General features: G+C 59.2%; 19 protein-coding genes. 13 read left to right on the top strand and 6 right to left on the bottom strand.

Annotation, left to right across the window (positions count from 1 at the left end; genetic code table 11):
- Complete coding sequence (locus SKTS_RS11580) at positions 1–1,680, top strand: sensor histidine kinase (protein WP_173064911.1); 1,680 nt, start codon at positions 1–3, stop codon at positions 1,678–1,680.
- Here SKTS_RS11580 and SKTS_RS11575 read toward each other — a convergent pair.
- From SKTS_RS11575 to SKTS_RS11550, 6 genes are all read right to left on the bottom strand, one after another.
- Positions 1,656–2,585: a substrate-binding domain-containing protein gene (locus SKTS_RS11575; RefSeq protein WP_173064909.1), complete on the bottom strand. Its 930-nt coding sequence runs from the start codon at positions 2,583–2,585 to the stop codon at positions 1,656–1,658. The two genes, SKTS_RS11580 and SKTS_RS11575, sit on opposite strands and share 25 nt — an antisense overlap.
- 82 nt (positions 2,586–2,667) lie before the next feature.
- The gene (gene soxZ / locus SKTS_RS11570) at positions 2,668–2,982 is read right to left on the bottom strand and encodes a thiosulfate oxidation carrier complex protein SoxZ (RefSeq protein ID WP_173064907.1); all 315 of its coding nucleotides are present in this window, start codon (positions 2,980–2,982) and stop codon (positions 2,668–2,670) included.
- A gap of 49 nt (positions 2,983–3,031) precedes the next feature.
- Positions 3,032–3,502 (bottom strand): thiosulfate oxidation carrier protein SoxY, encoded by a 471-nt coding sequence (soxY, locus tag SKTS_RS11565; protein WP_173064905.1) that lies wholly within the window; start codon positions 3,500–3,502, stop codon positions 3,032–3,034.
- Positions 3,503–3,538: 36 nt separating this feature from the next.
- Positions 3,539–4,423 carry a sulfur oxidation c-type cytochrome SoxA gene (gene soxA, locus SKTS_RS11560; RefSeq protein WP_173064903.1) on the bottom strand — a complete coding sequence of 295 codons (885 nt, stop codon included), beginning with the start codon at positions 4,421–4,423 and terminating at the stop codon, positions 3,539–3,541.
- Between the two features lie 20 nt (positions 4,424–4,443).
- The gene (gene soxX / locus SKTS_RS11555; protein ID WP_173064901.1) at positions 4,444–4,977 is read right to left on the bottom strand and encodes a sulfur oxidation c-type cytochrome SoxX; all 534 of its coding nucleotides are present in this window, start codon (positions 4,975–4,977) and stop codon (positions 4,444–4,446) included.
- Between the two features lie 222 nt (positions 4,978–5,199).
- A complete protein-coding gene (locus tag SKTS_RS11550) occupies positions 5,200–6,735 on the bottom strand; it encodes a SulP family inorganic anion transporter (RefSeq protein WP_173064899.1) in 1,536 nt (511 codons plus the stop codon).
- Between the two features lie 308 nt (positions 6,736–7,043).
- Here SKTS_RS11550 and SKTS_RS11545 point away from each other — a divergent pair, with 308 nt between their 5' ends.
- The 12 genes from SKTS_RS11545 (at position 7,044) to SKTS_RS11490 (ending at position 13,862) form a co-directional block, all read left to right on the top strand.
- Positions 7,044–7,394, top strand: a complete 351-nt coding sequence (locus SKTS_RS11545; protein ID WP_173064897.1) for a hypothetical protein — start codon at positions 7,044–7,046, stop codon at positions 7,392–7,394.
- A gap of 130 nt (positions 7,395–7,524) precedes the next feature.
- Positions 7,525–8,388 (top strand): HD-GYP domain-containing protein, encoded by an 864-nt coding sequence (locus tag SKTS_RS11540; RefSeq protein ID WP_173064895.1) that lies wholly within the window; start codon positions 7,525–7,527, stop codon positions 8,386–8,388.
- Positions 8,385–8,981, top strand: a complete 597-nt coding sequence (locus tag SKTS_RS11535; RefSeq protein ID WP_198420353.1) for a sigma-70 family RNA polymerase sigma factor — start codon at positions 8,385–8,387, stop codon at positions 8,979–8,981. Before SKTS_RS11540 ends, SKTS_RS11535 begins: the two co-directional genes overlap by 4 nt.
- Before the next feature lie 2 nt (positions 8,982–8,983).
- Positions 8,984–9,193: a zf-HC2 domain-containing protein gene (locus tag SKTS_RS11530; protein WP_173064893.1), complete on the top strand. Its 210-nt coding sequence runs from the start codon at positions 8,984–8,986 to the stop codon at positions 9,191–9,193.
- A gap of 57 nt (positions 9,194–9,250) precedes the next feature.
- Positions 9,251–9,631 carry a thioredoxin family protein gene (locus SKTS_RS11525; RefSeq protein ID WP_173064890.1) on the top strand — a complete coding sequence of 127 codons (381 nt, stop codon included), beginning with the start codon at positions 9,251–9,253 and terminating at the stop codon, positions 9,629–9,631.
- Between the two features lie 10 nt (positions 9,632–9,641).
- Positions 9,642–10,400 (top strand): cytochrome c biogenesis CcdA family protein, encoded by a 759-nt coding sequence (locus SKTS_RS11520; protein WP_244617319.1) that lies wholly within the window; start codon positions 9,642–9,644, stop codon positions 10,398–10,400.
- Positions 10,397–10,789, top strand: coding sequence for a thioredoxin family protein (locus tag SKTS_RS11515; RefSeq protein ID WP_173064889.1), 393 nt, complete (start codon positions 10,397–10,399; stop codon positions 10,787–10,789). The genes SKTS_RS11520 and SKTS_RS11515 overlap by 4 nt, the downstream gene beginning before the upstream one ends.
- Before the next feature lie 44 nt (positions 10,790–10,833).
- Entirely contained in the window at positions 10,834–11,376 is a 543-nt protein-coding gene (locus tag SKTS_RS11510; protein WP_173064887.1) for a cytochrome c peroxidase, read from the top strand.
- Between the two features lie 35 nt (positions 11,377–11,411).
- Positions 11,412–11,678, top strand: coding sequence for a hypothetical protein (locus tag SKTS_RS11505; protein ID WP_198420352.1), 267 nt, complete (start codon positions 11,412–11,414; stop codon positions 11,676–11,678).
- 31 nt (positions 11,679–11,709) lie between these two features.
- Positions 11,710–12,999, top strand: coding sequence for a multiheme c-type cytochrome (locus SKTS_RS11500; protein WP_173064885.1), 1,290 nt, complete (start codon positions 11,710–11,712; stop codon positions 12,997–12,999).
- A complete protein-coding gene (locus SKTS_RS11495) occupies positions 12,996–13,442 on the top strand; it encodes a DUF302 domain-containing protein (protein WP_173064882.1) in 447 nt (148 codons plus the stop codon). Before SKTS_RS11500 ends, SKTS_RS11495 begins: the two co-directional genes overlap by 4 nt.
- A 75-nt stretch (positions 13,443–13,517) precedes the next feature.
- The gene (locus SKTS_RS11490) at positions 13,518–13,862 is read left to right on the top strand and encodes a metalloregulator ArsR/SmtB family transcription factor (protein WP_173064879.1); all 345 of its coding nucleotides are present in this window, start codon (positions 13,518–13,520) and stop codon (positions 13,860–13,862) included.
- Positions 13,863–13,892 lie beyond the last annotated feature (30 nt).

Below are 13,892 nucleotides of genomic sequence, written 5' to 3'. Positions count from 1 at the left end.
ATGAAAGCATTGCATCCAGCCCACGCGCCCGACCCTGCACTTGCACGAACCAAGGCAGTGGCGCTGCCAGAATGGCTCGCCGGGCTGCGGCATTCCCTGCTTGCCAGCATGTTCGTTGCGCTGACACTCAGCATTGCCCTGATGAGCGCGGCACTGTTTCTTGGCATCGACCACTTCGTCAGCCAGAAATTCGATGAGTTGCGCAAGCAGCGCACTGCCTATGCCAGCGTCCAGGCGAAAGCAGTCGTGGAACGGCAACTGGCCCAGCTGGCCGGTCTTGCGACCTTGCTCGCCGACGATGCGGAACTCAGGAACAGCACTTACTATCACCTCTTTCTCGATGGCGAAAAAGAACACCCGCAGGCTGCCGTGCGGCGCATTGCTGACAGCTTCCGGCTGGAATCCGTGGGTCTGTGGAATAACTCCGCCAAGCTTGTAGCCGCCACCGGCAGCGTACAATCGGCCCCCCCTGCCCAGCGCGGCGTGGCGGTAGGCTGGGTGGGGCAGACGCTCTGGCTGGTGACCAGCGCGCCCCTCTTGCGGGAGGGGCAGGTCTATGCCGTGCTGCAATTGGCTCGCCCATTGCAGCCTTTTCTGGATGCGGCCTTCCCGCCCGGCAGCGAAGTGACGGTACGGGCTGCGGCTGGCGGTGCGGGTGCGGAGCGGATGCGCGTGGAGTTGCCCACAAGAAACGGTAAAAAGTTGTGGCTTGAAATCGCGGTTCAGGATAGCGTTGGTCCGGCGCTGTCTCAGGTCAAACGTCTGTTGGGCTGGATCATGGCGGTGTTCGGCCTGTTGCTCACGTTTGCCCTTGCGGCTTTCCTGGGGTGGCAGCTCAAGCCCTTGCGGGCGCTGACCCAGGCCGTGTCCGCGGTCGGCCGGGGCGAATTCGGCGCGCGCCTGCAATCTCATGGCCGCAACGAAATCGCCCGGCTGGTGAATGCTTTTAACGTCATGAGCGACGACCTGGCGCGGCTGCGCGACCTGGAGCGGCGCATGCGTCATCAGGAACGCCTTTCGGACATCGGACGCATGGCCGCCCGGGTGGCCCACGACATCAACAATCCGCTGACGGTGATCCGCAATGTGGCCAGGCTCATGGAAAAACAGCCGGCGGAACAGCCGGCTCAAATCCGGGAAGACAGCCGGCTCATCGCACATCACAGCGAGCGTTGCATGCGCACCGTAGAAATGTTGCTGGATTATGGCCGCCCGGTTCGCCTCAAGTCCGCGCGTCATGACCTGAATGAACTGCTGGCCGAAATCGCCAGCCGCTGGCGCAAGGCCTGGCCGGATACGGCGTTGAGCGTCACCCCGGCGGCAGCACCCATTATGGTGGAGACCGATGCCTACCAGCTGGAACAGATGCTTGCCAATCTTCTGGACAATGCCCGGCAGGCTGCCCCCGCCGGACCGGTCGCCGTCAACCTGGCCGCAGACGATAGATGGGCACGGATTACGATTACTGACAGCGGGCCAGGTTTTCCGCCCGAGGCGCTTGAAAGGCTGTACGAGCCTTTCTTCACCACCAAGCCCGGCGGCAACGGGCTCGGGCTGGGCAGTGCGCTGGCCATCGCCCAGGCCCATGGCGGCGACATCAGCATCCTGCCCGGCGCGCCGGGTCGAGTGGAAGTCAATTTGCCGCTGGCCGGAGATCATGTCCAGCGCCCCGGCCGGTAATCCGCCTCCTCGGCGCTCACCGGCACCAGGACGCGGTTCATGATTTTCAGACCGCGCGCGCTGTAGAGGAAATCGAAGAAGGGGCGCATGGATTGCGCTCGCCAGCGTGTGAAGATGACGTTAAGTGGGCCGTGCAGCCGATAGCTTCCAGCGCGAACCGCCCGCGCGCCTGGCCGCACCCCTTCCAACTTGAGCACCTTGAGTTTGCCGGCCTCCGCCAAGGGCTTGGCAAAGACCCAGCTCACCAGGCCCAGGCTGCCGGGGTAGCTGGTGACGGCATCGACAATCTGCTCGTCGCGATCGACGAACAGCCCTTTGGGTGACCAGGCAGGTTTGTTTTTCAGCAGCAGGTCGCGCACCGGCTCCAGATAATCCGGACAATGATTGCGCACCACCAGAGCGATGGCACGATCCTCGCCGCCAAGTTCCCGCCAGCGGGAGATGCGGCCCGCAGCGGCGGCAGCCAGTTCGTCGAAGCTGATGTCGGTTACCGGATTGGTGGGATGGGTAATGGCGACCTTGATGTCTCGCGCTACAAGGTACCAAGGCAGACCCACGGCACGGGATTTCTCCACCGGGCAGCACATGCCGCCCAAATCGACCTGCAAGCGCAGCACCCCGGCAATGCCATCATCGCAACCGCCGCCCGCCACATGCAGCCGCCCATCAGCAGGGCCGCGATAGACCTCGGCCAGTTCGCGAAAGGCGCCCTGGGCCAGGATGTGGGTGCCCTGGAAGGATAGATCGCCCGGCCCGCGCGGAAAAACTGGCGGTGCAACCCGGGTGCGGCACATATCGCCGCTACCGAGCGTATCTAGGCGAATGTTTTCCGCCGTTCCGGCCTCCCGGCCCAGCAATAGACCGGGAATAGCCAGGCCAGCGGCGAGAAAGGCGCGGCGCTGCACGATCAGTTTCCTTTGAGGGCTGGATTGTTCATGCTGTCAATTCTGCAGGAAAGCTGCCCATGCAACAAGCCGCGCCCAGTATTCAGGCAATGGTGGCTTCGTCAGTGCGCTTGTCGCCCTTGTTGTCAACCCAGTTCACGACGATTTTTTCGCCCGCCTTGGCGCCTTTGACCTTGAAGCCGAGGAAGGGGTTCTTGGCTACAGCGTAGCCCCACTGCGCATCCAGAACAGTCTTGCCGCCCACGGTGACATTCACTTGCTGAATGAAATGTGCAGGAATCATCTGGCCGGTCTTGGCGTCCTTGCGCAAGCCGGTTTCCATGATGTGGTTCATCAGCACTTTGATGTCAGCCGTATCGCCCTGCATTTGGGCGCGGATTTTCATTGGTTCAGCCATTTTTATATCCTTTACTTGAGTTCGTTAACGGGCAGGCGGTGGTTTTCGATCAGCCGCCGCAGCCACCGATGGTCACTTTCACTTCCTTGGAGGCGGTGTAAACTTTGCCGCCCGCCTTCACGATCACCGTGACATTGGAAGTCTTGGCCATTTTGATGCGCGTGGAAACAAAGCCTTCCGCACCGTTGGCCAAGGCAAATTCGGCGATCAGCGGATTGACGTTCTGCTCCGAAATGATCGCGATGTCAGTGGTGCCCGGGATTTTGCTGGTTACTTCGACCGGTACCACTGCGCCATTTTCTGCGATGTCCGGGGACTTGATCAGGATGTCGGCACTCTTGGCCGGGCCGCTGGCGTTGATGTCCTTGAGTGCGTCAGCAACGCTCTTGGCCTCGAAGGCATTCTTGTTCCAATCGGCGGCCAGCACCTGGCCGGGCTTGAGCAGGCCGGCGGCAACGGCAAGGGCTACGGCACCGGCGGCGCCAGCACCTTTCAAAAATGTTCTGCGGTCTTGTTTCATGGAGGCGTTTCCTTTCGTTTTCATGGTGTAAATTCCTCAATCCCGCGCACTGGGCAGTGCTACAGGGTAGCCGTTCGTCAGTGCGGTCAGGAATACTTCAATGTCCGTATATTCCTGGCTGCCGATCTTGAGCGGCTGGATGCCGGCGTTGCGGTTGCATTCGGTGAAGCGCACATGCATCGATTGCAATTCGTCCTTGGTGCGATAGGTAGGCCAGTGGGAGGCGTCGCCAAAGTGGGTGGTGGGCGTCTGTCCGCGCAGGCTTTTGCCCACCAGGGAAACGTGGCAGGTAGCGCAGGCAAAGTTGGTCCAGCCGGCGCGGGTATGGAACAGTTCCTTTCCATGTTCAAAGGATTCTTTCAGAGGGCCTTTGGAAACATTGATCTTGATAGGCATGCCGTTACTGAATGCGCCGATGTAGATCGATACGGCGGAATTGTCATAGCTGCCATTTTCCAGTTTCATGCCCTGTTTTTCGGCGCACTGTTCGATCATCGCTTCCATTCCCACGACCCGTTTCATGTCCTTGTTGTACTGGGGATATTGCAGGCGCAAGCCCTTCAGGTCATTTTTTTTGGCACCGAGGCAGGTGGCAAACTCGCCCTTGGCGTTGAGTTGTTTGTAAAATTCTCCGCCCCGGTCCTGGGCTTCGTGGCCGCCGTGCAGGGTATCGTTATAGGGCGCATCCATGAACTTCCAGTTGGTGGTCCAGTTGAGTTGACCGCTCGTGACCCGCGCGGGGTCCAGTTTGTCGCGCTCCTTCCAGTACTGGTAGGTGTTGGTGTGCTTGGCATCGGCACTGGCGGCAGGATTGCTGTAGTCGATGAAGGGAATCATGTCGCGGTAGGGCTTGTCCGCAGCGGTGGCGCTGCCGGCGACGGCTGCCAGGGCGAGAGACGCCAGGATAATGGGTTTACGCATGGGTTTTCTCCGGAAGCGGTTCAGTCGAGGGATTGCAGGAAGGCGACGAGGTCGCGGATGTCCTGTTCGGGCAGCACGCCATTGGTGCCGTAAGGCGGCATGATCGCGCCGGGATTAATCGCACGCCTGTCCCAAATCGTCTGATAGACATATGAATCAGGGTAGCCACGATGCTTGAAGCCGACCAGGGTCGGGCCGCCGGTCCCGCCCTGAGCATCGCCGGGCATGACGTGGCAGGCCCAGCAGTTGCCCCGCTGGGTATTCATCGCGATTTCCTTGCCGCGCTTGGCATCGCCGTTGAGATCGCCTTTCAGTTCAACCGTTTCGGCCTTGCGGGTAGGGCGCTTGTCCTCATAGCTCAGAGTGACCCATTTGGAAAGATCCTGGCGATGCTCGTTGTATTTCACCACGCCGCTATTGGCAACGGGTTGCGGCCAGAGGGTCTTTTTATCGGTATTGGCATCGTAAAGGATGTTCGACGGCAGGTCTGCCGCATGTGCCGCCACGCCCGCGACAAGCGCAAGGGCAGCGAGGCCAAGGGTTCTTTTGTGCATGGATTCTCCTCCTGAGTAGTAAGTGACAGCGTGAGGCCGTCTGGGAGTAGGTATAGCGGGAACCGTGCCAGCCATGCACTTTTCGCCATCCATATGATTTGCTGTGGATTATTGTTTTGAGAAACGCGGCCACAAGGGGCGTTTCGCCCCTCTGTAAAGGGGTGAGTGGGGCAAAATGCCATAGCGCACTCTTATGTGCGCCGCACAAATACAACTGCCGGCTTACCCCAGCTTGTCATCCGCCAAATGGTAATGCGGATCTTCGCCCACGTTGATTTCCACCATGTCCTTGGCTTTTTCCAGCACTTCCAGGCAATCCGGGCTGAGGTGGCGCAGGTGCAGGCGCTTGCCAGCCTGCTGGTAACGCGTGGCGAGGCTGTCGATGGCCTCGACGGCGGAATGGTCCTTGACGCGGGCACGGCGGAATTCCACCACCACCTCGTCCGGGTCGTCTTTGGGGTTGAACAGGGTCTGGAATTGCGCCACCGAGGCGAAAAACAGCGTGCCCTCCAGTTCGTAGACTTTCCAGCCCTTGTCGTCGACATAGGTCTGCACGTTGATGTGCTTGGCATGCTGCCAGGCGAATACCAGGGCAGAGATGATCACCCCGGTGACCACGGCAATGGCCAGATCCGTAAACACGGTAATCACGGTGACCGCGACCACGACGAAAGCGTCGCTCTTCGGCACCTTGCGCATGGCGGTGAGGCTGCCCCATTCGAAGGTTTTTTCCGAAACCATGAACATCAGTCCGATCAGCGCGGCAAGCGGGATCATCGCGATCCACTTTGAAGCAAACAGGATGAACGACAGCAAAAACAGCGCGGCGGCGATGCCGGCCAGGCGCTGGGTGGCGCCGTTGTTCACGTTGATCATGCTCTGGCCGATCATGGCGCAGCCGCCCATGCCGCCGAAGAAGCCCGTGACCACATTGGCCGAACCCTGGGCCACGCATTCGCGGTTGGGCTTGCCGCGCGTGTCGGTCATCTCGTCGATCAGGTTCAGCGTCAGCAGGGATTCGATCAGGCCGATGGCGGCGAGTATCAGACTGTAGGGAAAGATGATCTTGAGGGTTTCCCAGGTCAGCGGCACCTGTGGCAAGTGGAACTGCGGCAGCCCGCCTTCGATGGAGGCCATGTCGCCCACGGTCTTGGTGTCGATGCCGGCGAAGATCACCAGCAGGGAAACCGCGACGATGCCGGCCAGGGTGGAGGGGATGGCTTTGGTGAAACGCGGCAGCAGATAGATGATGGCCAGGGTCAGCGCGATCAGGCCCAGCATGGTGTAGAGCGGGGCGCCCGTCATCCAGGTCAGCGTGCCATCCGGCCCCGATATTTTGAAATGTCCCAGTTGCGCCAGAAAGATCACGATGGCCAGGCCGTTGACGAAACCCAGCATCACCGGGAACGGCACCATGCGGATGAACTTGCCCAGCTTCAGCAGGCCGAAGGCGATTTGCAGCAAGCCCGTCAGCACCACGGTGGCGAATAGATATTCAACGCCATGCTGTACCACGAGCGCCACCATTACCACCGCCAGCGCGCCGGTGGCGCCGGAGATCATGCCGGGCCTGCCGCCGAAAGCAGCGGTAATGAGGCTGACAATAAAGGCGGCATAGAGGCCAGTGAGCGGGTGTACGTGGGCCACGAAGGCGAAGGCGATCGCCTCCGGCACCAGTGCCAGGGCGACAGTCAGGCCGCTCAGAATGCAGATTTTGAGACGGGAAGGGGTGAAATTCGAGCAGCTGCTTGTGTTCATGTGCGACATCCAATAGAAAAGGCTTCCCGCGCCTCATGCGAGGGGGGTGGAAAATCGGGTCGTGTTGGGCCGTGGCCGTTAAGGCAATAGCAGGTAAGGCGAAGGGCGGCGGCGGACTACATTGGATTCAGAGGGGTGTTTTGATAGCGAGCAATGACGCGCATTTTACCATGCTCAGTTTTTCATGCGTTGATCCGAGATAAAAACGGTAATTTCGAACTTCTCTGTCTGTATATTTGGTTGTAAGGAATCCGCACTTGCCACGACAAACCTGTACAGCACACTGAATCTGGAATGAAGGAGCCGACATGAATGTCACATTGATTGGCAAGAACGTCGAGGTTCGCCTTAGTCGTACTGCACAGCGCGCCCTGGCGGAACGAGCCACGCCATTGCAAGCGGAAATGGAGCTGCTTTTCTCCTGCCTGATCCGTAAGCGCGTGCGTTTCAGCGAGCAGGTGGCGCAAGATGCCATAGCGGTATCGGATCAACTGTCAGTACGTTTCCGACCCGCCATGACACGTGCTTGCGTGCTGTCCGACCTGGATGGCACGCCGCCACTTGATGACTTCCCAATAGTCAACCCACGCCCCTATGTACCGCGATGGCTGTCCATTGACTACCGATGTGGCCAATGGGTGGGTGAGTTTGGTTACTGACTCACCGCCTCTCCAGTCGTCGGCGATAACCCTGTTATTGCAGCTATGTTTCCATGCATACTCAATCTTCAGCCCTTCGATAATTGTGAAGCAATGCTGTCAAGCCGCGTACCAACAAAAGGAGAACCCGATGAGCCACATGGAAGACCTATTGAAAAGCCTTTACGTCATGGCGTCCCTGGTCGAGGCGCGTGACCCTTATACCGGCGGCCATCTCTGGCGGGTATCACAATTCAGCCGGCTATTGGCCGAAGCTGCCGGCTTGCCTGAAACCGACATAGAGCGGATAGCCCTGGGCGGTTTCCTCCACGATCTGGGAAAGGTCGGTGTGCCGGATGCCATTCTCAACAAGCCGGACCGACTGACCGACGAGGAATATGCGGTGATCAAGACTCATCCGGAGGTCGGTAACCGCGTGTTATCTGGCCACCCCCTGGCCGCTCTGGCACGCGCCGCAGTGTTGTCCCATCACGAAATGCCAGACGGAAACGGCTATCCGCATCGCCTGAGCGGCGATGAGATTGCGTTCGATGCCCGCATCGTCGGCATCTGCGATGCCTTCGACGCCATGACCAGCACTCGCCCCTACCGGCGCGGCATGCCCGTGCATAAGGCGCTCGCCATCATCGAGGAAAACCTGGGGCGCCAATTCGATAGCGCTTTGGGCGAACGCTTTTTGCGGTTGGGACGCGCAGGGCAACTCGATCACATCGTTGGACACAGCGAATCCGGCATCCCGTTGCAGGAGTGCCCGATGTGCGGTCCCACCATTGTCGTACGCCGTGACCACCACACTGGCGACCATGTTTTTTGCCGCCACTGCGGGGGGGAGGCCCGGGTCGAGCGTGACGGCAATGCCATCCACGTCTTCCCGACCGGGCACAAGGGCACGCCGGAAGATCTGCAACCCGAAGTCGATGCCGCTTTGATCGATGGCCTCGTACATGAAGCATCGCGTGTCATCGGCTTGGCCAGCTTATCGGGTGCGCCATGAACACGTCTTCCGTTCACCAGGCTATGTCTGGCGTATGGGCTCAACTCGACGGCTTTCGCGACGGCATGTTGCGTTTCGCACTGCTGCAACTGCGCAATCGGTCTGTTGCGGAGGATGCGGTGCAGGAAGCCATGCTTGCCGCGCTGGAAGGCGCGCAACGCTTCGACAGTCGGTCGCAGCTGAAGACCTGGGTGTTTTCCATTCTCAAGCACAAGATCATCGACATCATCCGCCAGCGCAGCCGGGAACCCCTGCTGGATTGCGCCACCGATGAATTACCGGAGGATGCTTTCGATCCGCTGTTCAGCGAACGCGGGCATTGGCAAAAGGCTGAACGCCCGTCTGATTGGGGTAACCCCGAAAAAAGCCTCGAAAACACGCGGTTCTGGACCGTATTCGAGGCCTGCCTCGATCATTTGCCGGAAAATACGGCGCGCATTTTCATGATGCGCGAGTTTCTCGGGCTCGATACTGAAGAAATTTGTAAGGCAGTGGGAATCACTCCGACTAATTGCTGGGTGGTACTGCACCGTGCCCGCATGGGGTTGCGCTTGTGCCTGGAAGAAACCTGGTTCGATACGGGAAGGAAATAATCATGCTGAACTGCAAACAGGCGACGGCATTAATGTCACAAGAACAAGACCGTCCTCTCGATCTTAAGGAGCGGTTGGGTTTGCGCTTCCATGTCTCGATGTGCGCCGGTTGCCGGAATTTCCGCAAGCAGATGGCCTTCCTGCATGAGGCTTGCGCGCACTACCCGGATGCCGCGACAAAACAGCAGGAAGATGACCGGGACCCGGTGTAAGGAATATCAGTTGTCGGCGACTAAACGATACAAAGTAATTTCACAAGGAGAGTCGCCATGTTCAAGTTAATTCGTTCCCTGATCCTGCTCCCGTTTCTCGCTGCCGGAACCGCCGTAGCCGCCGAACAGCCGTTCGACCAGGCCACCTTCGACACACTGCAAAAACAGGGCAAACCGATACTGGTCATGATCCACGCCGACTGGTGCCCCACCTGCAAGGCGCAGAAGCCGATTATTGGCGAATTGCTCAAAACCCCGGAACTGCAATCGCTTGCCGCCCTGCGCGTCGATTTCGACAAGCAGAAGGCGGTGGTCAGGGCCTTCAAGGTGCAGTATCAGAGCACGCTAATCGTCTTCAAGGATGGCAAGGAAGTAGATCGCTCGACCGGCGATACCAAAAAAGACAGTATCGCCGCCCTCCTGAAGAAAGCGATCTAGGAATCTGGTCATGGAGTTCGGCCTCGCATCCTATAGCCTCGCACTCGCCGCCGGCAGCCTGTCCACGCTTTCACCTTGCGTGCTGCCGCTGGTGCCGATCCTGCTTGCCAGCGCGGTGGCAGCCCATCGCCTCGGTCCCTATGCCCTGGCAGGCGGGCTGGCGCTATCCTTCACCGTGGTCGGCGTGTTTGTCGCCAGCCTGGGCGCCGCGCTGGGGCTAGATCAGGGGGTGTTCCGCCTGATTGCCGCCAGCCTGCTGATCGCCTTCGGCGTGGTGCTGCTGTCCGCCCGCTTGCAGGAGAGGTTCGCAGTGGCGACATCCGGCCTTTCCGGCGCGGGGAATACCTTGCTGGCAAGCGTGTCGCTCAACGGTTTATCGGGCCAGTTTATGCTCGGGCTGCTCCTCGGCATCGTCTGGAGCCCCTGCGTCGGCCCGACCCTCGGTGCGGCGGTGACACTGGCGAGCCAAGGGCAGAACCTCGGTCAGGTGACGCTGCTGATGGCGCTGTTCGGCATCTGGCGCGGGGATTCCGCTGATTGCGCTCGGCCTGGTATCGCGCGGAGCAATGGCAAAGGTGCGCGGCAAGATGCTGGCCGCCGGCAAAATAGGCAAGCAGGCGCTCGGCGGCGTGATGTTGTTGCTCGGCTTCCTGATCCTGAGCGGCGCCGACAAATTGTTCGAGGCGTGGGTGTTGCAAGCCGCACCGGAGTGGCTGGTGCGATTGACCACCTCGATATGAGCCTGCGGCGAAAGGAAGAGGCACCATGACGACCTACTTCGGCATTGCACTAACCGCGATATTGCTGGCGCTCGCTTTGCTCCAGTGGCGCATGGCACGAAAAGCGAAAAAGATGGAGGGGCAGGCCGTGCCCGAAATCGAGCCCGAAATCGAACAAAAATTGCGCGAACGCGGCCGGGCGCTGCTCTATTTCTACAGCCCGAATTGTGCTCCATGCCGGGCGATGACACCACGCATCGATCAAGCTGCAACCCGTCACGACAACGTCTTCAAATTCGATGTCGCCCAGTCGCTGGAAATTGCCCGCAAACTCGGCGTCATGGGGACGCCGACCACGCTGCTGATTGCGGATGGACGGATTGCTCAAGTCAACCTCGGCATCCTGTCGGAAAAGCGTCTGGAGGAACTTCTCGCCTAACTGCACCATTGCATTTATACAACCATCAAAAGGAGACAATAACCATGAAAACACTGTCCATCATGCTGCTAATTTCCGCCGCCCTCGGCGGCCTCTCCGGCGGATCGGCGTTTGCCGCCGGCAATCCCTGTGCCGGAAAACCGGAAATCGATGCCAAGTCCATCACCCGGCCACAGGGCTACAAACCCTATGCGGGTGATCACAAAGAACTCGCCAAGGCTGGCGAAAAATTGTGGAACGACACCAAGCTGTCGAGCAACGGCTTTTCCTGCAACACCTGTCACCAGAATCACGGCGCCTTTCAGGAGAGCTTCGCGAAGCCTTTTCCCCACCAGGTGGCGATGGCTAAGGACAAGGCCGGCATGAAATCCGTGCACCTCGATGAGATGATCCAGGCCTGCATGGTCATGCCCATGGCGGCCAAACCGCTGCCCTGGAATTCCCGCGAACTGGCCGCGCTCACTGCCTATACGCAGGATATGCAGAAGACCTTTAAGCCGGGCGCCAAGGCGCCGGCCAACCCTTGTTCGGCCAAGCCCGCGAATCCCTGCGCGACAAAGCCGGCCAACCCTTGCGCGACTAAATGATTCGCGCAATCTTAAAAACCCTTAAGGAGAGAACCATGCACAAACTATTCCGTAAAACCCTGATGCTCGGCTCGGCTGCGCTGATTGCTTCCGCTCTTGCGCTTCCCGCCGTTGCGGCCGAAGGCATGGCCAACCCGTGCGCACCGAAGGCCAACCCCTGTGCGCCTGCCAAGGCAAAAGCCATGAAGTCCGGCAAGAAAGCGGCAAATCCCTGCGCTGCAAAAATGGGGAACCCCTGCGCACCCAAAATGGCCAATCCTTGTGCGGCCAAACCCGCCAACCCTTGCGCGCCCAAGAAGTAAGAGGCTGAGCGGATTCGGGGCCCTGCGCACCATGCAATTCCGGGTTCTCTGGATCGTGGCCGGACTGTGGCTTATCACCCTTTCCGGCTGCAATTCCGGCCCCCAATCCGCCACCCACACCGCGACACCTGCATCCCAAGCATCAGAAATAGACGATTTCCTCAGCAAGCACTGGCAACGGCCGCTTGCTGCTCAGGGCTCGCCACCCGTTGGCCATTCCCAACTGGAGTCCGCGCTCGATCCTGCATCGTGCGGAACATGCCACACCCAACAATACAACGATTGGAAAACCGCGCTGCACAGCAGAGCCATGAGTCCGGGGCTGTTTGGACAAGTGCAGGAGATGGGGGCGGACGCTACCGATGACCATCAAGCGTGCCTCCGGTGTCATGCTCCCCTTGCCGAGCAGGAAGAGCATCTGCGGCAAGCTCTGGCTAGAGGGACACTACCAATACCTCCGCGGCAAGATGGTGTTTCCTACACCCACGGCCTGACCTGCGCCGGTTGCCATGTCCGTAATCACCAGGTTTTCGGACCACTGCGGAAAGACGGCAGCGCCCCCAGCCTTTCACAAAAGCTCCCCCACAACGGGTGGCAAGCGACGGACGCCTTTCAGGATTCACGTTTCTGTGCCGCGTGTCACCAGTTCGAAGCGGACGGCCCGGCGCTGAACGGCAAGCTGCTGGAAAATACCTATGAAGAATGGCGTGCCAGCCGTTACGCCCGTGAAGGTCGATCGTGTCAGTCATGCCACATGCCGGAGCGGCGTCATTTGTGGCGCGGCATTCACGACCCGGAAATGGTGAAATCGGGACTCAAGATCGAAGCATCTCGTCCAATCGTCGCCAATGGTCATGTCTCTGCCACCCTGCAAATCATCAACCATGGCGTCGGCCATGCTTTTCCAACCTATGTCACGCCGCGTGTGATGGTTGAAATCGGCCAGGAATCAAGGTCAGGCAAGATGATTGGGCAAACCGTTGAACGTCATCTGATCGCCAGGGATGTGAGCCTAAACCTTCAGGCTGAAAAATCCGACACCCGGATCATGCCGGACGAGACCCGGCGTTATGGCTATGCAAAGGTCTTGCATCCGGAAGCGGTAGTGCTGACAGTCCGTATCATGGTGGAGCCCGATGCCTTCTATGCGGATTTTTATCGGGCAACGCTCGACGACCCGGAATTCCGGGTTGGCCGTAAAGCAATCAGCGAGGCCTTGCGCCTCGCCGAGCAGGCTCCCTATGCGGTGTTTCACTCAAGGCAGGCAATACCAGGCACTGCGGAGGTTTCGCAAATCAACTACAAGGAGAATAAGCAATGAAGTATTTGTTGATCATATTGAGTATGTTGACGATTACTTTTCCGGCAAGTGCGGATGAAATCATTAAAACCCAGGCAAGCAAGCACGGATTCCAGGATACGCAATCCCGGCTGGAAGCGGTGCTGAAAGAAAAAGGCTTGACCGTGTTCGCCAAGATCGATCACGCCGAAGGCGCGCAAAAAATCGGGATGAAGATGCAGCCTGCCACGGTCACGATTTTTGGCAATCCCAAGGGCGGCACGCCTTTCATGATGGTGTCGCCCGAATCGGCCATCGATTTCCCGCTTAAAGCACTGGTGTGGGAAGATGCTGCGGGAAGAGTATTCATGAGCTACAACACCGTGACGGCTATCATTGCCAGGCATAACATCAACGGGCTGGACGAGTTGGCGAATAAGCTGGACGGACTGCAGGCCACGATTGCAAAAGCTGCGACGGAATAGATGTCATCCAATCTTTTCATACCCGAATAACCCTACGCTTGACAACATTCGAATCAGCGAATATTGTTTTGCCCCATGAATGAACAATCGTTTTTCGAGTCCCTCTCCGACGAGACACGTCGCCGCATCCTGGTGCTGATCCTCAAACACGAGGAGTTGTGCGTGTGCGAACTGTTTCAAGCCCTGGACGCGCCGCAGCCCAAAGTGTCGCGCCATCTCGCAGTGTTGCGCGATGCCGGCGTGCTGGCGCAGCGCCGCGAGGGGACCTGGGTATTTTACCGCCTCGACCCACAGCTACCCGCATGGGCTTATCGCATGCTGGGGCTGATGGTGGAAGGGGTGAGCAATGGTGATCCGTATCGCGAGGACGCTGAACGTCTGGCGAATGCGGCAAACCGTCCGGCGCGCTGCGCCGCCTGATTTTTTTGTCTTTTTATATCTGAAATGGGG

It is taken from the genome of Sulfurimicrobium lacus, assembly GCF_011764585.1.
Taxonomy (GTDB): domain Bacteria; phylum Pseudomonadota; class Gammaproteobacteria; order Burkholderiales; family Sulfuricellaceae; genus Sulfurimicrobium; species Sulfurimicrobium lacus.
Note: the sequence above shows the minus strand (reverse complement) of the source record. Positions and strands in the feature narration are given on the sequence as shown.